At 58.9% G+C, this 25,751-nt stretch carries 32 protein-coding genes; 17 read left to right on the top strand and 15 right to left on the bottom strand.

Annotated elements, in window-relative coordinates:
• The first annotated feature begins 9 nt into the window (after window positions 1–9).
• From HNQ99_RS10050 to HNQ99_RS10030, 7 genes are all read left to right on the top strand, one after another.
• Complete coding sequence (locus tag HNQ99_RS10050) at window positions 10–822, top strand: DUF2163 domain-containing protein (RefSeq protein ID WP_184475650.1); 813 nt, start codon at window positions 10–12, stop codon at window positions 820–822.
• Window positions 823–824: 2 nt separating this feature from the next.
• A complete protein-coding gene (locus HNQ99_RS10045; RefSeq protein ID WP_184475522.1) occupies window positions 825–1,226 on the top strand; it encodes an NlpC/P60 family protein in 402 nt (133 codons plus the stop codon).
• A gap of 32 nt (window positions 1,227–1,258) precedes the next feature.
• On the top strand, window positions 1,259–1,501 hold the full coding sequence (locus HNQ99_RS16650; protein WP_246414891.1) for a hypothetical protein: 243 nt from the start codon (window positions 1,259–1,261) through the stop codon (window positions 1,499–1,501).
• 98 nt (window positions 1,502–1,599) lie between these two features.
• Window positions 1,600–3,006, top strand: coding sequence for a phage tail protein (locus HNQ99_RS16645; RefSeq protein ID WP_322790356.1), 1,407 nt, complete (start codon window positions 1,600–1,602; stop codon window positions 3,004–3,006).
• Complete coding sequence (locus HNQ99_RS16640) at window positions 2,946–3,440, top strand: hypothetical protein (protein ID WP_246414890.1); 495 nt, start codon at window positions 2,946–2,948, stop codon at window positions 3,438–3,440. Before HNQ99_RS16645 ends, HNQ99_RS16640 begins: the two co-directional genes overlap by 61 nt.
• Window positions 3,441–3,491: 51 nt before the next feature.
• Window positions 3,492–4,001: a DUF2793 domain-containing protein gene (locus HNQ99_RS10035; protein ID WP_184475521.1), complete on the top strand. Its 510-nt coding sequence runs from the start codon at window positions 3,492–3,494 to the stop codon at window positions 3,999–4,001.
• A gap of 142 nt (window positions 4,002–4,143) precedes the next feature.
• Window positions 4,144–5,211: an OmpA family protein gene (locus HNQ99_RS10030; RefSeq protein ID WP_184475520.1), complete on the top strand. Its 1,068-nt coding sequence runs from the start codon at window positions 4,144–4,146 to the stop codon at window positions 5,209–5,211.
• A 699-nt stretch (window positions 5,212–5,910) separates the two neighbouring features.
• Here HNQ99_RS10030 and HNQ99_RS10025 read toward each other — a convergent pair.
• The 6 genes from HNQ99_RS10025 to HNQ99_RS10000 form a co-directional block, all read right to left on the bottom strand.
• Complete coding sequence (locus tag HNQ99_RS10025) at window positions 5,911–6,315, bottom strand: SufE family protein (protein WP_184475519.1); 405 nt, start codon at window positions 6,313–6,315, stop codon at window positions 5,911–5,913.
• Window positions 6,316–6,375: 60 nt separating this feature from the next.
• Window positions 6,376–6,609 (bottom strand): hypothetical protein, encoded by a 234-nt coding sequence (locus HNQ99_RS10020; RefSeq protein WP_184475518.1) that lies wholly within the window; start codon window positions 6,607–6,609, stop codon window positions 6,376–6,378.
• Window positions 6,610–6,764: 155 nt separating this feature from the next.
• Entirely contained in the window at window positions 6,765–7,145 is a 381-nt protein-coding gene (gene pspC / locus HNQ99_RS10015) for an envelope stress response membrane protein PspC (protein WP_184475517.1), read from the bottom strand.
• 1 nt (window position 7,146) lies between these two features.
• Window positions 7,147–7,413: an envelope stress response membrane protein PspB gene (pspB, locus tag HNQ99_RS10010; protein WP_184475516.1), complete on the bottom strand. Its 267-nt coding sequence runs from the start codon at window positions 7,411–7,413 to the stop codon at window positions 7,147–7,149.
• 4 nt (window positions 7,414–7,417) lie between these two features.
• Window positions 7,418–8,089, bottom strand: a complete 672-nt coding sequence (gene pspA / locus HNQ99_RS10005) for a phage shock protein PspA (RefSeq protein ID WP_184475515.1) — start codon at window positions 8,087–8,089, stop codon at window positions 7,418–7,420.
• Between the two features lie 71 nt (window positions 8,090–8,160).
• A complete protein-coding gene (locus HNQ99_RS10000; protein ID WP_184475662.1) occupies window positions 8,161–8,334 on the bottom strand; it encodes a hypothetical protein in 174 nt (57 codons plus the stop codon).
• Window positions 8,335–8,518: 184 nt separating this feature from the next.
• On the opposite strand from HNQ99_RS10000, the gene pspF reads away from it, so the two are divergent.
• Entirely contained in the window at window positions 8,519–9,526 is a 1,008-nt protein-coding gene (pspF, locus tag HNQ99_RS09995) for a phage shock protein operon transcriptional activator (protein ID WP_184475514.1), read from the top strand.
• Window positions 9,527–9,660: 134 nt separating this feature from the next.
• On the opposite strand, the gene HNQ99_RS09990 is transcribed toward pspF, so the two are convergent.
• Window positions 9,661–10,224 (bottom strand): urate hydroxylase PuuD, encoded by a 564-nt coding sequence (locus tag HNQ99_RS09990; protein ID WP_184475513.1) that lies wholly within the window; start codon window positions 10,222–10,224, stop codon window positions 9,661–9,663.
• A gap of 194 nt (window positions 10,225–10,418) precedes the next feature.
• Between HNQ99_RS09990 and HNQ99_RS09985 the strand changes: the two genes are divergently transcribed.
• Window positions 10,419–11,042 carry a superoxide dismutase gene (locus HNQ99_RS09985; RefSeq protein WP_184475512.1) on the top strand — a complete coding sequence of 208 codons (624 nt, stop codon included), beginning with the start codon at window positions 10,419–10,421 and terminating at the stop codon, window positions 11,040–11,042.
• Window positions 11,043–11,135: 93 nt separating this feature from the next.
• Here the strand turns inward: HNQ99_RS09985 and ispZ are convergent, their stop codons facing one another.
• The 5 genes from ispZ to HNQ99_RS09960 all read right to left on the bottom strand — a co-directional run bounded on the left by ispZ (window position 11,136) and on the right by HNQ99_RS09960 (window position 16,539).
• Entirely contained in the window at window positions 11,136–11,762 is a 627-nt protein-coding gene (gene ispZ / locus HNQ99_RS09980; protein WP_184475511.1) for a septation protein IspZ, read from the bottom strand.
• Entirely contained in the window at window positions 11,755–12,684 is a 930-nt protein-coding gene (ftsY, locus tag HNQ99_RS09975) for a signal recognition particle-docking protein FtsY (protein ID WP_184475510.1), read from the bottom strand. The genes ispZ and ftsY overlap by 8 nt, the downstream gene beginning before the upstream one ends.
• The gene (mtaB, locus tag HNQ99_RS09970; protein WP_184475509.1) at window positions 12,681–14,003 is read right to left on the bottom strand and encodes a tRNA (N(6)-L-threonylcarbamoyladenosine(37)-C(2))-methylthiotransferase MtaB; all 1,323 of its coding nucleotides are present in this window, start codon (window positions 14,001–14,003) and stop codon (window positions 12,681–12,683) included. The genes ftsY and mtaB overlap by 4 nt, the downstream gene beginning before the upstream one ends.
• Window positions 14,000–14,806 carry a diaminopimelate epimerase gene (dapF, locus tag HNQ99_RS09965; protein WP_184475649.1) on the bottom strand — a complete coding sequence of 269 codons (807 nt, stop codon included), beginning with the start codon at window positions 14,804–14,806 and terminating at the stop codon, window positions 14,000–14,002. Before dapF ends, mtaB begins: the two co-directional genes overlap by 4 nt.
• 110 nt (window positions 14,807–14,916) lie before the next feature.
• Window positions 14,917–16,539 (bottom strand): putative bifunctional diguanylate cyclase/phosphodiesterase, encoded by a 1,623-nt coding sequence (locus HNQ99_RS09960; RefSeq protein WP_184475508.1) that lies wholly within the window; start codon window positions 16,537–16,539, stop codon window positions 14,917–14,919.
• 307 nt (window positions 16,540–16,846) lie between these two features.
• On the opposite strand from HNQ99_RS09960, the gene ffh reads away from it, so the two are divergent.
• The 8 genes from ffh to HNQ99_RS09920 all read left to right on the top strand — a co-directional run bounded on the left by ffh (window position 16,847) and on the right by HNQ99_RS09920 (window position 22,564).
• A complete protein-coding gene (gene ffh / locus HNQ99_RS09955; protein WP_184475507.1) occupies window positions 16,847–18,316 on the top strand; it encodes a signal recognition particle protein in 1,470 nt (489 codons plus the stop codon).
• A gap of 36 nt (window positions 18,317–18,352) precedes the next feature.
• Entirely contained in the window at window positions 18,353–18,826 is a 474-nt protein-coding gene (gene rpsP / locus HNQ99_RS09950; RefSeq protein ID WP_184475506.1) for a 30S ribosomal protein S16, read from the top strand.
• A gap of 107 nt (window positions 18,827–18,933) precedes the next feature.
• Window positions 18,934–19,419 carry a ribosome maturation factor RimM gene (gene rimM / locus HNQ99_RS09945; protein WP_184475505.1) on the top strand — a complete coding sequence of 162 codons (486 nt, stop codon included), beginning with the start codon at window positions 18,934–18,936 and terminating at the stop codon, window positions 19,417–19,419.
• A 30-nt stretch (window positions 19,420–19,449) separates the two neighbouring features.
• Window positions 19,450–19,722 (top strand): AbrB/MazE/SpoVT family DNA-binding domain-containing protein, encoded by a 273-nt coding sequence (locus tag HNQ99_RS09940; protein ID WP_184475504.1) that lies wholly within the window; start codon window positions 19,450–19,452, stop codon window positions 19,720–19,722.
• Window positions 19,715–20,098, top strand: a complete 384-nt coding sequence (locus HNQ99_RS09935; protein WP_184475503.1) for a type II toxin-antitoxin system VapC family toxin — start codon at window positions 19,715–19,717, stop codon at window positions 20,096–20,098. The genes HNQ99_RS09940 and HNQ99_RS09935 overlap by 8 nt, the downstream gene beginning before the upstream one ends.
• A gap of 79 nt (window positions 20,099–20,177) precedes the next feature.
• Complete coding sequence (gene trmD, locus HNQ99_RS09930; protein ID WP_184475502.1) at window positions 20,178–20,924, top strand: tRNA (guanosine(37)-N1)-methyltransferase TrmD; 747 nt, start codon at window positions 20,178–20,180, stop codon at window positions 20,922–20,924.
• Complete coding sequence (rplS, locus tag HNQ99_RS09925; protein ID WP_184475501.1) at window positions 20,921–21,304, top strand: 50S ribosomal protein L19; 384 nt, start codon at window positions 20,921–20,923, stop codon at window positions 21,302–21,304. The genes trmD and rplS overlap by 4 nt, the downstream gene beginning before the upstream one ends.
• A gap of 234 nt (window positions 21,305–21,538) precedes the next feature.
• Window positions 21,539–22,564 (top strand): aspartate-semialdehyde dehydrogenase, encoded by a 1,026-nt coding sequence (locus HNQ99_RS09920; protein ID WP_184475500.1) that lies wholly within the window; start codon window positions 21,539–21,541, stop codon window positions 22,562–22,564.
• 42 nt (window positions 22,565–22,606) lie between these two features.
• Here HNQ99_RS09920 and HNQ99_RS09915 read toward each other — a convergent pair whose 3' ends face one another.
• The 3 genes from HNQ99_RS09915 to HNQ99_RS09905 are packed head-to-tail and all read right to left on the bottom strand — an operon-like array spanning window position 22,607 to window position 25,692.
• Window positions 22,607–24,181 carry a DHA2 family efflux MFS transporter permease subunit gene (locus tag HNQ99_RS09915; RefSeq protein ID WP_184475499.1) on the bottom strand — a complete coding sequence of 525 codons (1,575 nt, stop codon included), beginning with the start codon at window positions 24,179–24,181 and terminating at the stop codon, window positions 22,607–22,609.
• Window positions 24,159–25,244: an HlyD family secretion protein gene (locus HNQ99_RS09910; protein WP_184475498.1), complete on the bottom strand. Its 1,086-nt coding sequence runs from the start codon at window positions 25,242–25,244 to the stop codon at window positions 24,159–24,161. Before HNQ99_RS09910 ends, HNQ99_RS09915 begins: the two co-directional genes overlap by 23 nt.
• Complete coding sequence (locus HNQ99_RS09905) at window positions 25,237–25,692, bottom strand: MarR family winged helix-turn-helix transcriptional regulator (protein ID WP_246414889.1); 456 nt, start codon at window positions 25,690–25,692, stop codon at window positions 25,237–25,239. The genes HNQ99_RS09910 and HNQ99_RS09905 overlap by 8 nt, the downstream gene beginning before the upstream one ends.
• Between the last annotated feature and the right edge of the window lie 59 nt (window positions 25,693–25,751).

Raw genomic sequence — 25,751 nt, 5'->3', positions numbered from 1 at the left:
GTCATGTCTATGGAAGCGCTGGACCAGGAACTGAGCGGACTTGCTTTTTGCTGGAGACTGGATCGTCGGGATGGAGTTAGCGTGGGGCTGACTTCGCATGACCGGGAACTGGTGGTGGACGGCTTTGTCTATCAGGCAGCGCCGGGGATGCTGCCGTCGGCGATAAGCATTAGGAGCGGCCTGGAGGTCGACAGCATGGATGTGAAGGGCGCGCTGACGGCGGACATCATCTCGGCCGCCGATCTGGAGGCGGGGCGTTGGGACGGAGCGGCCGTGCGGCTGTACCTCACCGATTGGAGCGCCCCCGGTGAAATGTGGCTGCAGCTGGCCGGAGGCGAACTCGGCACGGTGGAGCGGCAAGGGCAGGCCTTCTCTGCCGAACTGAGGGGCAAGGTGGCGATGCTCGATGGTCCGGTTGCACCTGAGACTTCGCCGGATTGCCGGGCGGAGTTGGGGGATCGGGATTGCCGCATCGACATAAGCCGACACCGCCGCATCGTGCGGGTTGCCTCGGTCGATGGAGAGCATGTGGTGGCGGCGGGCGGTGGCTTGGCCGCCCAGGCTTATGCCTTCGGGCGGTGGCGCTGGCTGACAGGACCCAATAGCGGCCTGGTGCAGATGGTACTCGCTTCGGACGGGGCCAGTGTGACGCTGGCGGATGCCCCGGCCTTTGTCGTTGAGGCGGGAACCTTGGCGGAACTGGTCGAGGGATGCGACAAGCGGCTGGAAACCTGTGCCGGCAGGTTCGGCAATGTGCTGAACTTTCGCGGCGAACCCCATTTGCCGGGCAATGACCTGCTGACCCGCTATCCAGGAGCCTGATGATGACGGACAGGGGCTGCGTTCTGGCGCAGGAGGCGCTGGCGCTGGTTGGCGCGCCTTTCCGCCTGCATGGGCGATCGGCCGAGACGGGCCTGGATTGCGTGGGTGTTGTGGCGTTGGCGGCCCGCCGTGCAGGGCATTGGGCAGCGGTTCCGGATCGTTATGCCCTGCGTGGGGGACGATTGGACGAGATCCTTGCCTGGATGAAGGCCGCGGGCCTTGCGAGCGTGGACGAGATGCGGCGGGGGGATGTCGTGCTGGTCCAGGCGGGGGTGCGACAATTTCATCTGATGGTCTTCACCGGCGCAGGGTTTGTGCATGCTCATGCAGGACTGCGCAGAGTGGTCGAAGTGCCGGGCGAAAGCCCGTGGCCAGTTTTGACGATATGGCGGCTCGTCGCTTGAGCCGCCTTTCTTCCATCGTTTTGTGAGGTTTTATGGCTACTCTCATCTTGACGGCCGTGGGCACGGCGCTGGGCGGGCCGCTGGGCGGAACGATCGGGGCGGTGCTGGGGCAGGTCGTGGACCAGAACGTGCTGTTCAAGCCCAAAGGCCGCGAAGGTCCCCGGTTGGACCGATTGGAGATACAGACGTCCACCTATGGCAGCCAGGTGCCCCGTATATTCGGAAAGATGCGCGTTGCAGGTACGGTGATCTGGGCGACGGACCTGAACGAGTAAAGAAGAAGAGCGGCGGAGGCAAGGGAAAGCCTAGCGTCACAACCTACAGCTATTCGGCCAGCTTTGCCGTAGCTTTGTCGAGCCGACGGCTATTGCGAGTGGAACGGATCTGGGCCGACGGCAACCTGCTTCGCGGCAGGGCTGGAGATTTCAAGAGCGAAGTCGGCGGCTTCCGTCTTTTTGCCGGCGATCCTGACCAACCGGCGGCTCAACTGGTAGCGTCGGCGGAGGGCGTAGCCTTCACACCGAGCTATCGGGGCATGGCGTACGCCTTGTTCGAGGATATGCAGCTTGGCGACTATGGCAACCGTATTCCGTCGCTCACTTTTGAGGTGGTGGCTGACGAAGGGCTGGTTGAAGTTGCGGACATCGGCGCAGAGCTTTCAGGCGGTTTGCTGAATGGGGCGGGCGATGATGCGGTGGGCGGTTATGCGGCATCGGGTCCTAGCGTCGCCGATGCAATGGAACCGTTGATAAACGCTTATGGAATGAGAGTGCGGCCAAGTGCCGATGGGCTGACGCTGGACAGCACTGTTGCGGCGGTGAGCGAGATCGGCTCGCACTCCCTTGCCAAGCGCGTGAATGGCGAGAATGTCGTACCGATGACGTCGGTAAAGCAGGCCGCCGCGCTGGTTCCTCATAGTCTCTCCATCAGGCATTATGACGTAGGGCGCGACTATCAGGCCGGCTTGCAACGCGCCTCCCGGCCCGGCGCTGGACGCCAACAGGCGCAAATCGATTTGCCCGCAGTCATTTCAGCGCACCAGGCAAAGCGGCTGGCGGTCGCCAGGACCGCCATGCTTTGGAAAGGGCGGACCAGTTTGGAAGTGATCTGTGGCTGGCGGGAACTGGCGCGCGCGCCAGGCGGCGTCATATCGGTGAACGATGTTCCGGGCCTGTGGGCCATAGAAGCGCTGCAATGGGAAAAAATGGCGGTGAAGCTTTCGCTCCGCCAGATTTCGGCAGGAACTTCCATCAGCGTCGATGCATCATCAGGATCCGTCGTGCGGCAGGCGGACGCGCCGCACGGGCCCACGCGGATATTGTTAGCGGATTTGCCAAACTTGGGCGACAGCGCGGCGACCGTGCCTGCGGTCGTGGCGGCGGCAGCCGGCGCTTCGACCGGTTGGCGGTGGGCTTCGCTTTCGGTCGAGGAGGGTGATGAGATAGTGGGCATTGGCCAAACCGCCGCACCGGCGGTTCTGGGCACGTCACTGTCAGTACCGGCAGCGGTCGGCGCGGTGCTTTTCGATGATGTCACGGCGTTGGACGTAGAGCTGCTCGCGCCGGACATGGTTTTGGCAGGAGCCAGCGACGATGCCTTGCTGCGAGGAGCCAATCTCTGCCTTCTGGGGCAGGAGTTGCTGCAATTCGGGCGAGCGGTTCGACTGGGGCCACGACAATATCGGCTCAGCCGGCTGTTGCGGGGACGACGGGGGACGGAATGGGCGATCGCGATGCATGGAATCGGAGAGGATTTCCTGCTGATGAGGCGGACGCGCTGACGATGGTGCCCGACGCCTATGTCCGCACCGGAGGGACCGTGACCTTGCTGGCGCTCGGGCTAGGGGATCTGGAGCCTGCGGAAGCCCAGTTGAGGGTCATGGGCGCCGCGTTGAAACCACCATCGCCAGTGCATTTGACCATCACGCCCGATGCTGGCGGTAACAGGACTGTTCGCTGGACGCGACGCAGCCGGGTGGGTTGGGCATGGATGGACCATGTTGATGCGCCGCTGGGTGAGGAATTCGAACGCTATCGACTGCGGGTGTTGGCCGGAGAAACGGTGCTGCGAACGACCGAGACGATATTTCCCGAATTTTCCTACAGCGCCGCCATGGCAGCAGAGGACACAGCATTGGGACCCTTGACGGTGGAGGTGATTCAGGTGGGGGCGATGGGCGCCAGCATCCCGACGCGCGCCGTTCTTGTCGCCTAAGCCTGACTTGACCCTACATGAAGTTCGCTTGACTAACGGAGGAGTCCCTAAATGCCTGAAGATGTCACACCCCGTTTCAACCTGCCCTATTTGCATGCAGGGCAAGCACAGAAGGAGGCTTATCATAATGAAGCCCTGACGCTGGTCGACATCCTGACGCATGCACATGCCCTTTCTGCCCAGTTGAACGAGCCACCGGCGGCGCTGGTCGAGGGCCAATGCTGGATCGTGGGGACCTCCCCCCAAGGTGCGTGGGGCGGTCGAGCCGGAGCACTTGCTTGCTGGACCGCCGGAGGCTGGCGCTTTATTACGCCACGCGATGGAATGAGGGTCCATGTGGAAGACGAAGCATTGGATTGCACCTATGACGGCGGGTATTGGACAAGAGGTGCAATAAGGCCGGCGGGTATTTTCTTATCGAATGTTAAAGTTCTGGGAACAAGGCAGGCCGCAATCTCCGCTCCTTCGGGCGGAGGGCTTATCGATGGCCAAGCCAGAGCTGCAATCTTAGCCATTCTAAATGCCTTGCAAAACCATGGACTGATCGAAGTAAGCGAATAAAACGTCTTCGCATTATTTATAAAATCGTGGAAAAACTGCGGCAATTTGGCAACAGAATGGCAATTTGTGCCCTTGCGCGGAAACTTTCTTCCCATTAGAGGGTTACCGCAGTCCATCGTGACAATTTGGAAAGGGGAATACTATGCGGAAGCTTGCCCTCGCTGCGGCACTTGCGACCACAGCATTGGCCACTCCGGCTCTTGCCCGCGACAACGCGTGGTATATCGGCGTCGACGGCGGCGCCGTCTTGGTCGAAGATCATGACTATGATATTGATGGCCTGAGCGATCAGGGCTCCATCGACGACGACATCGGATATGATGTTGGCGGCGAAATCGGTTATGACTTCGGACCGTTCCGTGCTGAAGCGGAAGTTTCCTATCGTCGTGCGACAATCGATGAATTTACCGTAGATCCGGCAGGACCGGCGGGCCCGTTTAGCGGCACGAAGAGCAACAACACCGCTCTCGCTTTCATGTTGAACGGTTTGCTGGACTTCGGTCCCGACGATGGTCTTCAGGGCTTCATCGGCGGCGGTGCGGGTGTGGCTCGAATTCGCCAGAACACCGAAGGCGTAGTCTATGACACGGACACTGGTTTTGCTTGGCAGGCGCTGGCGGGCATCCGGTTCCCGCTGACCAGCAACATTGACGCCGGTCTGAAATATCGCTTCTTCAATGCACCTAATGTCGATGTGGTCGGCTTCGATGGTTCGGACATCGAAACCCGGTTCCGGTCGCACAGCCTTCTGGCGAACCTCACCTATAATTTCGGTGCGGCTCCGGAAGCTGCTCCTCCGCCACCACCGCCACCGCCTCCTCCTCCGCCGCCACCGCCTCCTCCGGCGCCAGCAGCGGTCTGCACACCTGGACCGTACATCGTGTTCTTTGAGTGGGATAAGTCGGACATCACACCTGATGCCGCCACCATTCTGGACAACGCGGCCACGGCTTATGCAGATTGCGGAAGCGCCAAGGTCATGTTGGCGGGCCACGCGGATAAGTCGGGTTCGGCTTCGTACAACGTCGGCCTGTCTCAGCGCCGCGCAGATGCCGTCCGTGCCTATATGACGTCGAAGGGTATTCCCGACGGTGTGATCAGCACGGAAGCATTCGGTGAAAGCGCTCCGCGCGTCGAAACCGCCGATGGTGTCCGCGAACTGCAGAATCGCCGGGTGGAAATCACCTACGGTCCTGGTTCGGGCATGTAATAACAGCCTCAAGGCTGAATGAACTGGAGGGGTCGACCATTGGTCGGCCCCTTTTCTTTTGCCTGGTCTTCGGGCGGATCTGCCCGGCTATGAAAGCTGCCTATCGAGGTTTCAGCGGCACGAAACTGAGTGGGTTACCACAAAATAAAACATGCCACCCATGACAGCGGTTATAAGGAATGGGTCTGGCGCGGCTTCCTCCTCCCAATCCTGACGGATTAAGGTCGTTCCGCCGGCTTGGCTCTTTAGGCTCGTGCGCCTTGTCCAGTTCATTCCTTCGCCGATGAAGGCAAACTCAGCTATAATGTGTGCCGAAGATTGCAGTGATTTCCGTCAATATTGCCTTCGCGTCATAAAATTGCGGTTGGACGCGGTGCAGGCCCTTTGCGTCTCCACGCTGGATGTGCAATCGGCAGCTGTCATTCCCCAACCTCCCTGTAATTTCGTCGGAATTCCACCGTTATTGTGGGCGAGCGGGCCCAGGTGATTCATGGTCGGCTTAAATGCAAGATCCACCGCTGGCCTCACATCGGCCACGTCAGGGTTGTTGCCGTCCGCCTTATCGCGGCAGCCTGCTATGGCCAATGCGGTCCAAAGGACCAAAGTACCTCTCACAATCACGGTTCCCCTTTTGCCGGTAAAATGCGCGGGCTGGGTGACGTCCGCTGCAATGCAAAGGTTCAAAACCAATGTTAGGGATCAGGCGTAGCGCTCTGCCGTGGCGCGAATGAGGGCGATCATATTGGGGATGCCCTGCGTGCGATTGGAGCTGAGTTGATTCCGCAGGTCGAAAGGGGCCAGCGCACCTGCGATATCGATGGCCAGGATCTCTGCGGGCTGGCGGTTCTGTACTGCAAGAAGGACAAGCGCGATGATGCCCTTGGTAATGGCGGCGTTGCTGTCTGCAAGGAAATGCAGGGCGCCGTTCTCGCCGATAGTGGGATAGACCCAAACAGCTGCTGAGCAGCCCCGCACGAGTGTAGCGTCGGTTTTGAGAGCATCGGGCATCGGCTCCAGCGCCTTGCCCAAATCTATCAGCAGCCGGTAACGATCATCGGCTTCCAGAAATTCATATTCGCCAAAAAGTTCAGTGAGTGCATTCATGACTGCGAGATAATCATTCCAAACCAGCTTGTCTAAGAAGATTTTATGGAAAGGGGGAAGTCAGATATCCACGCCCGCGGCAATCGCCTCAAGTTTGCGAATTCGTTCCTTGAGATCTGCCAGTTCAATCCGTGTGTTGGCAGACGGGATGGAATCATCGGTTGCCGGCCGGTTCAGTTCCGCCTTCTTGTAATCAAGCCATCCCTGCCAAGCGCGCAACGCGGTAAGGCATAGAAGGGTGACGGCGGTGATGCCGGCTATGGCCGCGATCAGATAGGCATATGAGTCAGGCATTTTCATTCCCCTGATTCGGCTGGTGCCGCTTTGGAAAAGCTGTGGGGCGAGCGGTAGATCAGTTATCTGATATTTCAGACGAATTCCAAGTTGGCCTTGGCCGTTTCGACGAGCGTCCAAGGCCTTTCGACAAACCGCAGCTTCCAGTTTCCTCTTCAGCGCAGGCTGTCGATCTCATCCGCCAAGCGTTTGTTGTGGCTGGTATAGTGCATTTCGATATCGGCGATCCGACGGTCAATGTCGCGAAACTTGGCCCGAACGTCGCGCGTACTGCGTGTGGGATTGGTGCGGACGCCTTGCCAGAATTTCTCATCCTCCTTGCTCGAATACAGCCCCAATGGTTTGGGCTGGGCTAGCCAGGCGGCCAGAAAATAGGCAATCAGCGTCCAGGGAAAAGCCCCCATCAGCGTGATCAGCACCGCGCCGATCCGGACCCAGAGCACGTCAAGGCCGGTATAGTCGGCGATCCCCGAGCAGACGCCCAGCCATTTGGCGTTCTGCTTGTCGAGGTAAAATTTGGTACGGCTAGCGGTCATCTCAATTTCTCCGGTCAAGATCATAGTCCGCAGACGCAATCGGGCCAGCCGGGCGCCAGTCGGGATTGTCAGCGGCAACGATACGTTCGATCGTGGCGAGACGTTCTTCCAGCCGCCGGGCCGTGTCATGCAGGTCGTCGAGCAGGCGCTCATCGTCCGTGGTAAGGGTCGCGGCGGTCTTCCATTTGGTGACATAGTGGAAGATCAGCCAGGGCAGTCCGATGAAGAGCATGCCCACGACAAGTATGGGGACGAGAATGTCTTCCATGCGATCAGTCCTTCTGCTGCTGTTGCGCGATCTTTAGTCGGGTCAGTTCAGCCTCCACCTTGTCATTAGTCTCAAGGTCGGCGATCTCTTCCTCCAACGATTTCCGCTGCGATCCCAGGCTCGCGGCATCGGCGCGGCCTTCGGCCATATCAACGCGCCGTTCCAGGATTTCGAAGCGGGAGAAGGCGTCCTGGACATGGTCGCCGGAATGCATTTCCCGGAGGCGCAGGCGATTTTGAGCGCTTTCCATCCGGCTAGCAATGCTGTTCTGGCGCGAGCGTGCCTCGCGTAGCTTGGCCTGAAGCTTCGAAATATCCTCTTCATTCGCCTTGAGCGCCTCATTCAGCGTCTCGATCTCCAAGGTGAGCTGGTCTGCCATCTCAGTGGCCTTCTGCCGCTCGATCAGAGCAGCCTTCGCCAGATCCTCACGGTCCTTGGAAAGCGCAAGCTGCGCCTTGTCCATCCAGCTTTCCTGGAGCTTTTGCAGCTTGTCGATGTGCCGCCGCATTTCCTTCTGATCGGCAATGTTGCGGGCGGCCGATGCGCGCACCTCGACCAGCGTCTCCTCCATTTCCAGGATGATCATGCGGATCATCTTTGCTGGGTCCTCCGCCCGGTCGAGCAGGTCGGTGACGTTGGCGGCGATGATATCACGGGTGCGTGAAAAAATACCCATTTCAAAACTCCTGGTCTTCAAAAGGTGGCCGGGACGGGCGAAGCGAGTTCCTGCCCCGGCGCGCCCTGCTATCAGGCAAGATAATGCCCGGCAGCCGGCGCAGTGTGGCCCTGTGCCAATACCGTCTGGGCCACATCGGTGCTGGCCCGTGCCGGTCCAACCGCGCTCAGGATCATGGTCGATCCGAAAAGCAGGGCACAGACCGCTGCGGAAAGGCTTTTGCCAATCTCAAACTTCGTGAACATTGTTGTTACTCCCTAAATTTGGCCTTCAAAAGGTCCGTCATCTCTTTGGAAGCGGATTGCCCGCAGCAGTGCATGAGCCATGCCAAATTTCAGAAATGCCGAAAATGCAGCATTTTCCCTGAATGGGTTCCTTGCCGTATAATATATATTGCTAATAGACAGCAAAAAACGCCATATATTAGCAGTGGAAAGAGACGCGCAATTTGTCGGCCAGTCCAGCAATTTTCTGGATGCAATCGAATTGGCAGGGCGGGCGGCGGAGCTGAACCGGCCGGCGCTGGTCATCGGCGAGCGTGGCACCGGTAAGGAATTGATTGCGGAACGCATCCACCGTCTGAGTCCGCGATGGGCCGGACCCCTCATCATCATGAACTGCGCGGCGCTCCCCGAGACGCTGATCGAGGCCGAACTTTTCGGCCATGAGGCGGGGGCCTTTACTGGCGCGATGAAAGCCAGGGCAGGGCGATTTGAGGAAGCGGACGGCGGGACGCTGTTTTTGGACGAATTGGGCACGCTCAGCATGGCGGCGCAGGAGCGGTTGCTGAGGGCGGTGGAATATGGAGAGGTGACCCGCATCGGCGCGTCACGTTCGTTGAATGTGGATGTTCGCATTGTTGGCGCCACCAATGAGGATCTGCCGGCCGCTGTCGAGGCGGGGCGGTTCCGTGCCGACCTGCTTGACCGGTTGTCGTTCGAAGTGATCACTTTGCCGCCCTTGAGATACAGGGACGGCGATGTACCGGTGCTGGCGGATTATTTCGGAAGGCGCATGGCGGCAGAACTGGGCTGGCGGCAATGGCCCGACTTCACAGCAGAAACCATGGCGGAGTTGGAAGGGCATGCCTGGCCGGGCAATGTCCGGGAGTTGCGCAACGTGGTGGAACGAGCCGTCTATCGCTGGGATGATCCGGAGCGCCCAGTGGGCCGCGTAATTTTCGATCCGTTCAAATCGTCGTGGAAACCGGTGCAACCCTGTGCATCACCACTTGCGGTCGAGGACGCGCCTGCCGCGTCTGGGCCGGTGGATTTGGCGATGGTGAAGGATTTCCGAACCTCCGTGGAAGCACATGAAATCGCCTTGTTGAAGGCGGCATTGGAGCGCCACCGCTATAATCAGCGCGCTACGGCCAAGGGGCTGGGCTTAAGCTACGACCAGCTTAGGCATTGCTTGAGAAAGCACGGACTGCTTTGAGGACAAGGTGTTCTGGTGAAGGACAGGGCCCTGACTTACGCTTTTTTCTTTATTCCCGCCTTCGCGGGGACGAAAAAGAAAAAGCCGGGGTACTCGCGCACCCCGGCCTTCCGGAAGTCTTAAAAAATTAGTTCTCAGCCGCCGTTGAAGTTCACCATGCAATAAAGCATCGCGAGCGATAGCAGCGTGTTGGTCCGTGAGAACAGCATGGCCATACGGGCCGACTTGGCTTTGCTGGCATCATCGGCTTCCACGAGGCCCAGCGCGCGCTTCTGGTTCGGCCAGATGATGAACCAGACATTGAACGCCATGATGATGGCGAGCCACATGCCGATGCCAATCAGGCGGTAAGGGTCCTGGAGCATCAGGGCTTCCTGCTCATAACCCGCAAGATAGGCGACAATCAGGCCCGTCAGCACCGTGAATGCGGCGCCCCAGCGGAAAAAGAACAATGCGCTCGGCGCGATGAATTTGGACACGCCGGGCTTTAATTCAGCCGGGACCTTCGGCATTGTCGGAATCTGGACGAAGTTGAAATAATATAGCAGCCCGATCCAGGTGATGCCGAAGAACAGGTGCAACCAGCGGAAGATGCCCTGTACCATGTCGGTGTTGGCCGGAACCGAGAGAATGATCACGATCGCCAGGGCTAATCCCACTAGCAGCGTGATATGAAGATTTTCGAGTATTTTTCCCATTTCGCTCCCCTGTGTTGCCGACCCGGATTTCGCCGCATCGGCCTAAGCGGCTAATTTCTACGCAAATAATTCCCCCCTGTCACACCATAATTCCGTTTCCGCAACAGGAATCGCCGCCCGGAATGAATGAACCAATGCCGGTCTGGACCGTTAGCAAGTCATTCATCCCCTTGCGAAATATGGAGTGTTTCCGCATGTCCTTCCTGTTGCCTGAATTGCCCTATGCCAAAAACGCCTTCGGTGAGATCATTTCGGAAGAAACCTTCAACTATCATCATGGCAAGCATCACAATGCCTATGTGGTGAAAGCAAATGAACTCATCCCACAGGCAGGGTTGGAAGGCGCCAAGCTCTCGCAAGCCATCAAAGCCAGCAAGGAAATGGGCAAAACCGGCCTGTTCAATCAGGTTGGGCAGATCTGGAATCACAGCTTCTACTGGCTTTGCCTCAGCCCCGAAAAGCAGCAGCCTTCGGGCAAGCTGCTCGACATGATCCAGCGGTCCTTCGGCAGCCTGAATGATATGCTGAACCAATTCAAGACCGAGGCGGTAGGGCATTTTGGCAGCGGCTGGGCTTGGCTGGTGCTGAATAAGGGAGAGCTGGAGATCGCCTCACTGCACGATGCCGACACTCCGGTAGCCTATGAGGGCATGAAGCCGCTGCTGACAATCGATGTGTGGGAGCATGCTTATTATATCGATTACAGGAATGCGCGGCCGGACTATGTGGATGCGTTACTTAGGAACTCCATAAATTGGGAGTTTGTGGCCCAGAACCTCGATGGTGAGGGTGTGAGGAGGGCCGACCAGCCGGGCTGATTCATGATCGAGGTTATGCTTTTATTCGTCGTTCCCGCCGAGGCGGGACCCATCTCCCAAGATCAGATCCCGTCACCCTCCACCAAGCAGTTGTTACCCTTGCGGCGGAGTGGTCTCGCCAATTTCCTCGCTGTCGATCTTTTGCCCCACATTCAGACCATTGCGCATCAGCATGGGGATGTTCGCCAACGCAAAGAGGAAGGAGAAGCCAGTGACGGCCCAGACTTTCAGCGTCAGCCAGGCGTCGAAAGTCAGGAACATTCGCATGGTTTCATTGAGCAGGGCCATGAAGACGAAGAATAAGGCCCAATTGCGGGAAAGTTTGAGCCACCCCTCTTCCGACAGGCCGTCATAAGCCGCCTGAAGCAGGTATTTGAGCAGCGGCTTACCCTTGAACAGGCCGCCAAACAGCATCAGCGCGAAGAAGGCGTAGATGACCGTTGGTTTGATCTGAATGAAGCGTTGATCATGAAAGTAGATGGTGAGGCTGCCAAATCCCACGACCAATATGGCCGATAGCCAGAGCATCGGTGACACCTTGCCAAGCTTTACCTTGGATATGACGACCGCCATGATGATCGCCAGCATGAAGGCGGCCGTTCCAGCGATGATGCCGCCGGCGAACTTGTAAACCAGGAAGAAGACCAGCAGCGGACCGAAGTCCAGCAACAGGCCCAAATTCCCGGGGTGCTTGGCGGGCGCTTGTTTTGTGTCAGTCATAGGCCGTTCCCGCTATCGCCGTCGCCAGTTCCCTTGCATCGAACGGGCGGAGGTCGTTTATTGTTTCCCCAACGCCGATGGCATGGATCGGCAGCTTATATTTCTCTGCTGCAGCGACCAGTACGCCGCCCCGGGCCGTGCCGTCGAGCTTCGTCATGACCAGGCCGGTTACCCCAGCCAGTTCCTGAAACACTTCGATCTGGGACAGCGCATTTTGTCCAGTGGTGGCGTCGAGCACCAGGACGACATCATGGGGTGCGGCGGGATTGAGGCGACCCAGAACACGGCGGATCTTCGCCAGCTCGTCCATCAATTCGCGCTTGTTCTGCAGGCGTCCGGCGGTGTCGACGATAAGGACATCAATGCCGGTGGCGGTAGCCTGCTTCACCGCCTCAAAAACAATGCCGGCAGCGTCGCCGCCTTCCTTCCCAGTGATGATCGGAACACCCAGCCGTTCGGCCCAGACCTTCAACTGGCCAATGGCTGCGGCGCGGAAAGTGTCGCCAGCGGCCAGCATCACGCCATAATCCTGTTCCTGGAACAGATGGGCGAGCTTGGCAATTGTGGTGGTCTTGCCCGAACCGTTGACGCCGATCACCAGAATCACCTGAGGACGGGGGAATGCCTCGATCTCCAGTGGGTGAGCCACGGGTTTCAAAACCTTGGTGACTTCGTCGGAAACGATTTCGCGCAGATAATCCTCAGTCAATTCCTTGTTGAACCGTCCTTCGGCCAACCGATCCCGAATACGTGCCGCCATGGCAGGGCCGAGGTCGGAGAGGATGAGCGCTTCCTCAATCTCATCCAACGTCTGATCGTCCAGCGCCGCTTTGGTAAAGAGGCCGGTGAGATTATCGCTCAGACGGTCGGAAGTGCGACGGAAGCCGCCAAACAGGCGGTCGTGCCAGCTTTTTTCGGTCATGGGGCCTCTTGGGCGATCAGGCGATTCTTCTCAAGCCCGATGATGGTGGCCTCGACGATTTCCCCTGCATTCACCGGCGAGGGCAAACGCACAGGCGCAAAGTTTCCGGCATGGCCCGATAGGCGGTCGCGTTCGATCAGGACCTTTTGCTGTGTACCGATAAGCGACCGCAGCCACTTGTGCTGCCTTGCTTCGCAGGCGGCGCGCAGTCTGGCGGCGCGGTCGCGGATCGTTGCGGGGGGCTGTTGTGGCATACGGGCCGCGGGCGTGCCCGCGCGGGGTGAATAGGGGAAGATATGTCCGTAAACCACGTCGCATTCCCCTACCAGGCGCAGGCTGTTGACGAACATCTCTTCGGTCTCGGTCGGGAAGCCCGCGATGATATCAGCGCCGATAGCGATTTCCGGCCGAGCGAGCTTGATGCGTTCCACAAGGGCAATGGCCTGCTCGCGGCTGTGGCGGCGCTTCATGCGCTTGAGGATCATATTGTCGCCTGCCTGCAGCGATAGGTGCAGATGCGGCATCACCCGTTCGTTCTCGGTAATCAGCGCAAACATGCGTTCGTCGATCTCGACCGAGTCCAGGGATGACAGCCGCAGGCGGGGCAGGCCGGGCACTTTGTCGAGTATGCGCTCGATAAGCAGGCCGAGAGTTGGGCTGCCGGGCAGGTCAGGACCGTAACTGGTCACATCCACGCCGGTCAGGACGACCTCCCTGTAGCCTGCGTCCACCAAAGTCTTCACCTTGTCGATCACCGCGCCGGCCGGAACCGATCGGCTATTTCCCCGGCCATATGGGATGATGCAAAATGTGCAGCGATGGTCGCAGCCGTTTTGCACCTCGACAAAGGCGCGGGCGTGATCGGCAAAGCCACTGATGAGATGCGGCGCGGTGTCCCGGACGGCCATGATGTCGGAGACATTGACTTTCGCTTCGCTACCAAGGCCGTTCGTGTCGAGCGAAGTCGAAATAGGCTGCGCAATGCTCACCTCAAGTCGCTCGACTTCGCTCGGGACGAACGGAAGAAAGCTATCGGCCTCGAACTTCTCCCGATTGCCGATGACCCGGTCCACTTCCGGCATGGCGGCGAACATTGCCGGGTCCGTCTGCGCCGCGCAGCCTGTTACCAGAATGCGAGCCTCAGGCCGGTCACGGCGGGCGCGGCGGATGGCCTGGCGGGTTTGCCGCACGGCTTCGTGGGTAACGGCGCAACTATTGACAATGACCAGATTATCCTGCTCACCGGCCATCGTCCGCATGGTTTCGCTTTCCGCGATATTGAGACGGCAGCCAAGTGTGATGATTTCAGGGCCGCTCATCCAAAGCGGCTCCAGTCGGCCTCACCTTCGAACACGGACGCAGCTGGTCCTGACATGCGGATATGTTCGCCCGGCGTCCAGGCGATGATCAGGTCGCCGCCCGGCAGGCTGACCGTGACGGGACCGGTCACGAGCTTGCGTCTGATGGCGGCGATGGCCGTGGCGCAGGCGCCGGTGCCGCAGGCCTGCGTGAGGCCAGCACCTCGTTCCCAGACAATCAGGCGGAGATGGTTTTCACCCACCACCTGCGCGAAATTGACGTTCACCCGCTTTGGAAAGATCGGATCATTCTCAATCATGGAACCCAGGCGGGCGCAGTCGACTGAAGCCAGATCCCGGCAAAAGAAGATTACATGCGGATTGCCCACATTGACCGCGGCCGGAGCGGGCAGGTCCTCCCAGCTTACCGGCATTTCCAGGGTGTCCATGGCGTAGGCGAGGGGAATTTCGTCCCAGCCCAAGCGCGGCGATCCCATGTCGACGCTTGCCCCGCCATCGTGAAGCTCCGCTTCCAGCAGGCCCGCATTGGTTTCAATCCGGCAGTCCCGGCCGAGGAACAAAGGAATGCAGCGGGTCGCATTTCCGCATGCGTCAACCTCGCTACCGTCCGCGTTGAAGATACGCATCCGGACATCGGCCTTCGTCGAAGGTTCGATCAAAATCAATTGGTCGCAGCCAATACCCAAATGCCGGTCCGCAATCGCGCGCGCCCGCGTCGGATTGATTTCCAGCGCTTGGTCGCGGGCGTCAATGACAACAAAGTCGTTGCCAAGGCCATGCATCTTTCTGAACCGTCCGGTCATGTCGCTCATTTAGGCGCGACGCAGGGAATAGTCCACCATGCGGGGAATGACCGATGAAGACAGCGGCCAAAGGTCAGACGGCTCTTCAAGCAGCCCTATTCCAATTTGGATCAAACCACCTTGCGCTCGTCGAAGAACTGCGCCCCGACCGCTTCGTCCTGATCCCGAGGCGGAAGGAGGTTCTGTTCGGCCAGCATCTTGCGAGCCTGTTCCACAGACATGGGCTTTCCGAAATGCCAGCCCTGACCCTTGGTGCAACCAAGGCGGCGCAGTTGGCGCTCGATCTGTTTGTCCTCGATCCCCTCAGCCGTCACAGGTAGGCCCAGGCTGTCGCCCAAGCGTGCAATGGCGCTCACGATCGCGGCGCTTTCGCTGTTCTTGTTGATCGATGAAACAAAGCTGCGATCGATCTTGATTCGGTCGAAGGGCAGCGCCCGCAAATGCGCAAGCGAGCTGTAACCGGTGCCAAAATCGTCAAGCGCGATGCGAATGCCCTGGTTCTTGAGCGATCCAACGATGGATTGCGCAAGGCTCAGATTTTCGAACAATGAGCTTTCCGTGATTTCCACTTCCAACCGATTGGCCGGAAAGCCGGTTTCTACCAGCAGTTTGAGTATCTTCTGGCTGAGCCACGGATCCTTGAGCTGCGCGGGGGATATATTGACTGAGAGGGAAAGTGAGGAGTCCCAGTTTTTTGCCTCGTCAAATGCCTTGCGCATCACCGCCAGCGACAGTTCTGCGATCAGCCCCGTTTCCTCGGCAATGGGAATGAAGATGTCGGGCGAAATCAGGCCTTCGGTCGGGTGTTCCCAACGCGCCAGCATTTCAAAGCCGTTCAGGCGTCCCGTGGAAAGGTCGACCTGCTGCTCATAATAAGGCACGAACTCACCGCGCGGAATACCCTCCCGCATGCCCGCTTCCAGGCTGTTGCGCGTGTTCAATTCGCGCTCCATGGATGCGTCGAACCAGGCAAAGCGGTTACGCCCCTGATTTTTCGCGCTGTACATGGCGATGTCCGCACGGCGCATCAGCGATTCCACGCTGTTGCAGTCATGGTCCGACCGAGCGATGCCGATTGAGGTGGTGATCGCCAGGTGCATTCCCTCCTGGTTAATCGGGCTGGTCATCGCGGAAACTAGTTCTTCCGCGATCCGGTCGACGATCTCGGGCGAATTGGGATCGAAAATGAAAGCGCAGGCGAATTCGTCGCCGCCAAGACGAGCGGTGAGAGCAGAAGGCGGCATCAGCGCTTCGATCCGCTGTGCGGCGGTGGTCAGAACGAGGTCGCCCGCTGCGTGGCCATGTACGTCATTGACGGTCTTGAAATTGTCCAGATCCAGCATCAGCAGCGCTACGCATTTCTGCTTGCGCTGCGCCCGGCCGAGCAAGGCCGCACCCTCCTCGGCAATCGAGCGGCGATTGAGGAAACCCGTCAGGTCGTCCGTTGCCGCCAGGAAACGGGCGCGTTCCTCCGCCTCCTTGCGCTGCTGGACCTCTACCTGCAGGTCGCGATATCGCCGCCAACCGAACAGGATCAGCGCGATGTTGAGCAGCAGGGCCGTCATCAAGATTTGTTCGACGCCCGCGCCGACGCCGGCAAGGTAACGGACCGCCTTCGACATGGCCGAGCCGCCCGTCCAAATGAACATGACGATGGAGGCAACCACAATGCTGCCAGTGATCATGTCACGTTGGGCAGATTGCATGTCGGGATTATTGGTTTGACCGGTCATCTTTGTATTTGCTGCCCCGAACCCCGCGGTTGACCCGCTCAATTTCTATCAATGTGCTCGAAAAGGATGCACAATTGGTTAACTCTAGGCAATCCCGCCGCTGCTTGCAAATCCTTTGAAGCTCGTATATTGGCCGTTTCCAATCGGGTCCTGCGGGTCCGGTAAGCTGAAATGGCATGGTCGATTGACTGTCCACGGATAGACGCTGGTCGGCGAGGCTTCGCCCACCGGCGTGTTTTGCGTTTCGGTGTGCCGCATCAGGATTCGCGAGGCAATGCGGGGCTGCATGTCCCGGGAAGGATGGGCAATGTTCGACTCTCTTAGCGAACGTCTTGGCGGCGTCTTTGACAAGCTGCGCGGCCGGGGTGCGCTGAACGAATCCGACGTTCGGGCCGCCATGCGCGAGGTTCGCATCGCGCTGCTGGAGGCCGACGTCGCCCTGCCGGTTGTCCGCGATTTCATCGACAAGGTTACTGAGAAGGCGGTGGGACAGAATGTTCTGAAGTCCGTCACGCCAGGCCAGCAAGTGGTGAAGATCGTCAATGACGCGCTCACCGAAATATTGGGTTCGGAAACGTCGGAACTGCTGATCGACGTGACCCCGCCTGCCATTGTGATGATGGTCGGCCTTCAGGGTTCGGGTAAGACCACGACCACAGCCAAGATCGCCAAGCGGCTGAAGGAAAAGGACCGCAAGAAAGTTTTGATGGCGTCGCTCGACGTCAACAGGCCGGCCGCGCAGGAGCAGTTGGCGACGCTTGGCACGCAGGCTGATGTAGCGACGCTTCCCATTGTTTCGGGGCAGCAGCCGGTGGACATCGCCCGGCGCGCGATGCAGGCAGCCAAGCTGCAGGGCTATGACGTGCTGATGCTCGACACGGCAGGACGTCTGCACGTCGATCAGGCGCTGATGGACGAGATGCAGGCGGTGGCGCAGGTCTCAAACCCGCAGGAAATCTTGCTGGTGGTGGACTCCCTGACCGGCCAGGATGCCGTCAATGTCGCAAAGAGCTTCACTGAGCAGGTACCGCTGACGGGCGTAGTGCTGACCAGGATGGATGGCGATGCGCGTGGCGGTGCGGCGCTGTCTATGCGAGCCGTCACTGGACAACCGATCAAGTTTGCGGGCGTGGGCGAAAAACTTGACGCTATCGAGCCTTTTCACCCTGGGCGTGTCGCCAGCCGCATTCTGGGGATGGGCGATGTCGTCAGTCTGGTCGAAAAGGCCGCGGAAACGATCCAGGCCGATGAGGCTGAAGCCTTGGCCAAGAAGATGGCCAAAGGTCAGTTCGACATGAATGACCTTCGTGCCCAGCTGAATCAGATGCGTCGCATGGGGGGTCTTGGCGCGCTTGCCGGTATGATGCCGGGATTGAAAAAGGCGCAAGCGGCGATGGCGAATAGCGGGGTGGGCGACAAGACGCTGGTCCATATGGATGCCATCATCGGATCGATGACCCCCAAGGAACGGGAAAAACCGGCGCTACTCAACGCAAAGCGCAAGATCCGCGTCGCGAAGGGATCCGGCACTACGGTGCAGGAAGTGAACCGTGTCCTGAAAATGCATCAGGAGATGGAAGGCGCGATGAAGAAGATCCGCAAGATGGGCGGGTTGAAGGGGCTGGGCGCTATGTTCGCCAAGGGTGGCATGAGCGGCTTGGGAGGCATGCTGGGCGGTGGCGCAGGGGGGATGCCCTCTGGTAGTCTGCCTGGCCTTCCATCGGGCGGAGACATGCCCAAGCTGCCGCCGGGTTTCGATAAGTTTTTGAAGAAGTGATTTGACCAGTAGATTTGTTTTTAGAAAGGTAAGTTAATGGCAACTGCAATTCGTTTGTCGCGCGGCGGCTCCAAAAAGCGTCCTTATTACAAGATCGTCGTTACGGACAGCCGTTCGCCCCGTGACGGCCGTTTTATTGAGCGTATCGGCAGCTACAATCCGTTGCTGGGTAAGGAAGACGAGAAGCGCGTCGTGCTCGATACAGAGCGCGCAAAGCACTGGATTTCCGTTGGTGCGCAGCCGACTGACCGCGTCGCCCGCTTCCTTGATGCGGCTGGCGTGAAGGAACGGGCCGTCCGAAACAACCCGAAGAAGGCTGAGCCCGGCGACAAGGCCAAGGAGCGCGCTGAAGACAAGGCTGCGAAGCTGGCCGAGGCTGAGGAAGCGAAGAAAGCCGCCGAGGAAGCCGCCAAGGCACCTGCGCCCGAGCCTGAAGTCGTGGCTGAAGAAGCTCCCGCCGCTGAGCAGGCACCAGCTGAAGCTGCTTCTGAAGAGCAGACTGAAAGCTGAGCGTGGCTCTCCCCTTTCAGGGGAGGGGCCGGGGGTGGGGCCTGTGCGTTGCAACATGGCTCCATCTCGCTCCCACCCCAACCGCTCCCCTGAAGGGGAGGGGCTAAATGTCTGACCGCACCGTCACCCTGGCCGTCATTATCGGCGCGCATGGCGTCACGGGTGAGGTGCGCCTGAAGCTGTTCAGCGACGATCCGGCGAACCTGAAGCGCTATTCCGCCTTCGCCGCCGCCGGTCGCACGCTTACGCTGAAGAATATCCGCCCCGGCAAGAACGGCGCTATCGCCCGCTTCACCGAGGTGACTGACCGCAACGCGGCCGAAGCGCTGCGGGGGGTGGAGCTCTCCGTCCCCCGCTCATCCCTGCCATCGCTAGGGGAAGGCGAATATTATCATGCCGACCTGATCGGCCTTCCCTGCATTTCTACCACGGGTGAGGAACTGGGCAGCGTTGTCGCGGTCGAGAATTTCGGTGCAGGCGACATCCTGGAAATAGAACGCCCCACCGGCAAACGCTTCATGGTCCCCATGCGGCCAGCAGCCGTGCCCAACTGGGGCGAGCGTGTGGTCGTTGACGCTGCGTTCGTGGAATAGTATATACATTATGTATATACGGAGGCCGTGATGGGCAGGGAATATAAGGTAAAAAGCTTCAAGTCCGGCAATAGCGTCGCCCTGCGCATGCCTGCGGCCCTCGGCCTTGAGCCTGGTCGCGAGTGGCGCGTGGTCGAGGAGGAGGGAAAGCTCGTTATTGAGCAGGTTTCAGAGCAACCCAGGAAAATCGATCTGACCGGCATCTGGGGCTCAATACCGGATCTCAAACTGCTTTCCCCCGAGGACCGGTTGATGGAGCCTCGTGATCTGGACTGGGAAGGGAAGCTGCTCAAGCGTGGCTGACCCAGTTTATTTGCTAGACTCCAATATCTGCATTTATGTGCTGGAAGGTGGGGGTAGTTCTCTCCGGGACCAAATCGAGCGCTGCACCCCAGGTGAAATCGTCATATCCAGCATCAGCTATGCCGAGGTCATGCGAGGCATTCCGGCTTTAGAGGCCGATAAGATTGAAAAAGCCGAGCGCTTCTTCGATTTTTTTGGCGTTCAGGAATTTAGCAGGGCTGCGGCGCTTTGCTATCGCGACATTCCATTCAAGCGGGGCAGTTTTGATCGCCTGATCGCTGCCCATGCGCTCTCGCTTGGTTTGGTGGTGGTGACGAACAACGAAGACGATTTTGCCGATGTGCCGGGGCTCAAGGTAGAGAACTGGACAAACTGATGGATCTTTTTCCGGTGGTTTTGGTGCTGGCGATGGGGCTTGCACCCATGGTGATAGCGTCCTTGGGATGGCGGTCTTCATGACCTTCACCGCCCAGATCCTCACCCTCTACCCGGAAATGTTCCCCGGTCCGCTCGGCCAATCCCTCGCCGGGCGTGCCCTCGCAGAGGGGACGTGGTCCTGCGATCCCATCCAAATTCGCGACTTCGCGACCGACAAGCACCGTTCCGTCGATGACACCCCCGCAGGCGGCGGGGCAGGCATGGTGATGCGCGCGGACGTGCTTGCTGCCGCCGTGGATCATGCCATAGCACGCCAGCCGCAAGCCCCCGTTCTTGCTATGACGCCGCGTGGCGCCCCCCTAACGCAGGAGCGCGTCCGGCAGCTCGCATCCGGTCCCGGCCTCACCATCCTGTGCGGCCGTTTCGAAGGTATCGACGAGCGGCTTTTCGAGGCTCGCGCCATCGAGCCCGTTTCCATCGGCGACTATATTCTTTCAGGCGGAGAAACCGCGGCAATCGTGCTGATTGACGCTTGCATTCGCTTGCTCCCCGGGGTAATGGGCGCGGCTTCTAGTGGGGATGAAGAGAGCTTCGAAGCGGGGCTTCTCGAATATCCGCATTATACCCGTCCTCAATTGTGGGAGGGGCGCGCGATCCCTGAAGTGTTGCGATCGGGGGATCACGCGAAAATCGCCGCCTGGCGGAAACAAAGGGCGGAGGATGATACACGGTTACGGCGGCCGGACCTTTGGGAGCGCTATGTCAGTGCTCGGGACCAGTCGCCCTCTGGCGCGCGACGAAAAAAGAAGGAAGATGGGTCATGAACCTCATCCAGACACTTGAGGCCGAGGCCATCGAGGCATTCAAGTCCAGCAAGTCCATTCCGGACTTCCGCGCGGGTGATACCCTGCGCGTCGGCGTGCGCGTCGTCGAAGGCGAGCGTACCCGCGTACAGAATTATGAAGGCGTCTGCATCGCTCGCTCCAACAAGGGCATGGGCAGCAATTTCACCGTTCGCAAGATCAGCTTTGGTGAAGGCGTAGAGCGCGTCTTTCCACTTTATTCGCCCAATATCGATTCGATTACCGTCGTCCGTCGCGGTGTCGTGCGGCGGGCGAAACTTTACTACCTCCGTGGCCGCACCGGTAAAAGTGCGCGTATTGCGGAGCGCAGGGACAACCGGCCGAAGGAAACCGGGGAATAAGGCGGAGATAGCTCCACCAAACCCCAAAACAGGTTTTAGAAAACAGCCGGTGCCCAGCAGGGAGCCGGCTGTTTTTTATATCAAATCAAGGCCATTAACCCGTCATTCCCGCGAAGGCGGGAACTCACTTCCGGAACCGGCCGCTTGGCGGAACGTCGGGAGATGGGGCCCGGCTTTCGCGGGGATGACATAAAGGGGTGTGGCGCTGTTGAACAATCGAAGGGAACACAGGAAATGGGTTATCGCGTAGTCGTCGTAGGCGCCACGGGCAATGTGGGCCGCGAAATGCTGAACATCCTTGCTGAGCGCGAATTTCCGGCTGACGAAATCGCCGCCGTGGCTTCGCCGCGCTCGACTGGCATGGAAATCGAATATGGCGAAACCGGCCGCAAGCTGAAGGTCAGGAATATCGAGCATTTCGATTTTGCAGGTTGGGACATGGCGCTTTTCGCCGCCGGTTCCGGGCCGACCAAAATCTATGCGCCCAAGGCGGCTGCGGCGGGTTGCGTCGTCATCGACAACAGCTCGCTTTACCGCATGGATCCGGACATTCCCCTCATCGTACCGGAAGTGAACCCCGAGGCTATTGACGATTATAAGAAGCGCAACATCATCGCCAATCCGAACTGCTCAACCGCACAGATGGTCGTGGCGCTTAAGCCGCTGCATGACTATGCGAAGATCAAGCGCGTCGTCGTATCGACTTATCAGTCCGTTTCCGGCGCGGGCAAGGCCGGCATGGACGAATTGTTCGAACAATCACGCAACATCTTCGTCGGCGACCCGGCGGAAGCAAAGAAGTTCACCAAGCAGATTGCCTTCAATGTCATTCCTCATATCGACGTTTTCCTGGACGACGGTTCGACCAAGGAAGAATGGAAAATGGTGGTCGAGACTAAGAAGATCCTCGACCCGGCGATCAAGCTGAACGCCACCTGCGTGCGCGTGCCGGTGTTCGTCGGTCATTCCGAAGCGATCAATATCGAATTTGAAAACGAGATTTCAGCGGCCAAGGCGCAGTCCATCCTGCGTGAGGCCCCTGGCATCATGCTTGTCGACAAGCGCGAGGACGGCGGCTATGTGACGCCCGTCGAATGCGTCGGCGACAGCGCCACTTATATCAGCCGCGTTCGCGAGGATCCCACGGTGGAAAACGGCCTGGCCCTCTGGTGCGTGTCGGACAATCTTCGCAAGGGCGCGGCGCTCAATGCCGTGCAGATTGCAGAGCTGCTTGGCCGACGGCATCTTAAAAAGGCTTGAAAGCTGAATGGAGGGCCGGTGCATTAGCATCGGCCTTCTTCGCTATTCCATGGCGAAATGCAGATCTTCCTCCTCTCCGCCTTGCTTCGGCTTGGGCGCGCGCAGCAGGAGGATGAGCGGAATAGCCGCAATGGAGGCCCACATCATGAACGAGAAATCATCCAAATAAGCGATCATTGCAGCTTGGCGGCCAATCTCCAGATCGATCATGGTCATCAACGCGTCCCCCGATTCCCCGCCGCGCAGAGCCATATTTGGATCGACCGGCAAGTTGAACTGGGTGACGTGGCTAGCAAGATCGGAATGGCTGATCTGCAAATTTCGGGCTAACAATGCGGTGACGATGGAGATGCCGATCGACGAGCCCATGTTTCGAGTGAGATTAAGCAGGCCCGCCGCCTCGGTCCTATATTGCGACGGAAGCGTCGCAAAGGCCATCACATTGATCGGCACGAAGAGAAAGCCCAAGCCGAGCCCCTGAATAATGCCGCTCGTCACAATCGGTTTCCAGTCCATGTTCAGCGACCAACCCGTCATTGAATAAAGCGAAACCGCCAGCAAAAGGAAGCCAATGAGCGCGAGTAGGCGTGTGTCCACTTTTCCAAGGACTCGCCCTGCGATCGCCATGGTGACGAAAACACCCAATCCCCGTGTCGCCAGCAACAGGCCCGTGTCCAGGACCGGGTAGTTGTAAATTCCCTGCAACATCGGGGGCAACAGCGCCATGCTCGCTAGCGCCACGAGACCAATGATAAACAAAAACAACGTTCCGGTTAAAAGATTACGATCGGCCAACATCGCTGGGCGGAAGATTGGATTACGCCCCGTCGCCAGGTGGATGATGAACATCCAAAAGGCTGCTGCGGCTATACCTGCCTCGATCCATACTTCCGTCGAATCGAACCAGCTTAGATGAACGCCGCGATCGAGCATGAGCTGAAGAGCGCCTAACGCCACGGCCAGCAAAGCAAAGCCAAACAGGTCGAAGCTTCGCTTGGTCACAGGCCGAGCGGGAAGAAGCGCCCAGAGCAGGATCAGACAAAGCAGACCCACCGGCAGGTTAACGTAGAAAACCCAGCGCCAGGAAAAATTTTCCGTCAGCCAGCCGCCCAATATCGGGCCCATGACGGGACCGATCATGATCCCCATGCCATAGATAGACATTGCCTTGCCGTGCTGCTCCGGCGGGTTGATGTCCAACATGATGGTTTGCGCCAGCGGAGCGATAAAGGCGCCAGCGATGCCTTGGAACAGGCGAAAGATCACCATCTCAGTTAGGCTGGTGGATATGCCGCATAGCATGGAGGCGACAACGAAAAGGCCGACTGAAAACAGAAATAGCCGCCGCAATCCGACGCGGTCGGCAAGCCAACCTGTAATGGGGATGGCCACTGCCGAGGCGATGATATAGCTGGTTAGCACCCAAGTAATGGTTTCCTGAGTGGCTCCCAATGAAGCCTGCATATGTGGTAGGGCGACGTTGGCTATGGTGGTGTCGAGGATCTGCATCACCGTACCGGCCATCACGGCCAGCGTGAGCAAACCCCTATGCCGGACCACGAGTGTGGCCTTGCCGCCTCCCCCAGTCTTTTCCTCAGTCCCCGTCGTTGCGGACATCGATTTTCACCTCGGCGCTCATGCCCGCAACCAGCCGGCGGCTGGCCTTGTCGTCAATAGCTACACGCACCGGAATGCGTTGGGTCACCTTAACCCAGTTGCCGTTGGCATTCTGCGCCGGGAGCACCGAGAACTCTGACCCAGTGCCGGCACCGATGCTTTGCACATGGCCTTTGAGCTTAAGCCCCGGATAAGCGTCCAGCTTTACCTCCGCAGGCTGGCCCGGCCGCATCTTGTCGAGCTGGGTTTCCTTGAAATTGGCTTCAACCCAACTGCGGTCGTCGGCTACGATGCTGACGGCAGGCAGAGCCGTTACCATCATCTGGCCAACCTGCAGCCGGTCCGCCTGACTGATGCGGCCGGAGACTGGCGCGCGCACTATGGTTCGTGAAAGATCCAGGGCGGCCTTGTCTCGCTGTGCCCGCGCTGCGGCGATGGCGGGATTCTCACCGGGAACCGCGGCGCCGGTGGCAAGCGCCGCACTGGCCTTGCTTGCTTCGGCTTGAGCGGTGCGCCATTCCTCGCGCGCCTGTTGTAGCGCATGTTCCGCATCCTGAAGACGGGCGCGTGTCGTAAAGCCTTGCGCCATCAGGGCCCGTTGCCGGGCAAATTCCTCCTGCGCATAGGCGATATCTTCTCGTGCACCGGAGATATCGACGCTCGTGGCGCTGAAATCGCTATGCAGCTTCTTCAGCTCAACCTGCGCTGAAGCAATGGCGGCATTGGCCTGTGCCAGGGCGACTTGATAGGGTTCTGGATCGATGCGGAACAATATATCGCCCGCCCTGATCTGCTGGTTTTCCTTCACATAGACGTTGACGATCCGCCCTGATACATCGCTGCTGATCGCCACCTTGTCCTGTTGAACATAGGCGTTGTCCGTGCTGACATAGCGGCCTGAAGTCAGCCAGAAATATCCTCCGACTAATACCAGAAGCAACGGCACTGAAAGGATCATAATCCGCGCGCGCCAGGGCGATGTCGCCGGCTTTTCCTCGACCATTTTGGGCGCAGGCAACGCTTCGGAGCGGCGAACACCGATCTGCCGATCCGCTTCAGCCATGGTTTGCCTCTCGTCTGTCGGTTGTGGAGGACAGATTGCTCCGGATGATCTGGAGATGAGCGTTCAAGGCATCAATGCTTTTCTGGTCAAGACCTTCCAGGGCACGCGCCTCAAGCTGATTGCCCCGTTCCTTTAGCCGATCAACCAGGGGAATCGCATTTTCGGTGAGAAAGAGTTGCCACGCTCGCCGGTCCTTGGGATCCGAACGCCGTTCCACCAACCCTGCCTGTTCAAGTCGATCAACCATACGGCAAGTGGTAATGGGTTCGACCTCAAGATGTTCCGCAAGCGCGCCTTGATTCACCCCGGGATTTCGGCCGACCGTTAACAAGACCCGCCACTGTGCGCTGGTCACTCCAAGATCACGCGACATCTCATCAAAACGGCGACGCATGAGCCGCCCGATGTCGCCGAACAAATATCCAAATCCTTCCTTCATACTCGGCATATAATAACTATACTCATTATATGCAATGGAAAAGGGCTTTCTTGAATTTCGGTATTATA

Origin of the sequence: Rhizorhapis suberifaciens (assembly GCF_014200045.1) — a bacterium.
GTDB lineage: Bacteria > Pseudomonadota > Alphaproteobacteria > Sphingomonadales > Sphingomonadaceae > Rhizorhapis > Rhizorhapis suberifaciens.
Note: the sequence above shows the minus strand (reverse complement) of the source record. Positions and strands in the feature narration are given on the sequence as shown.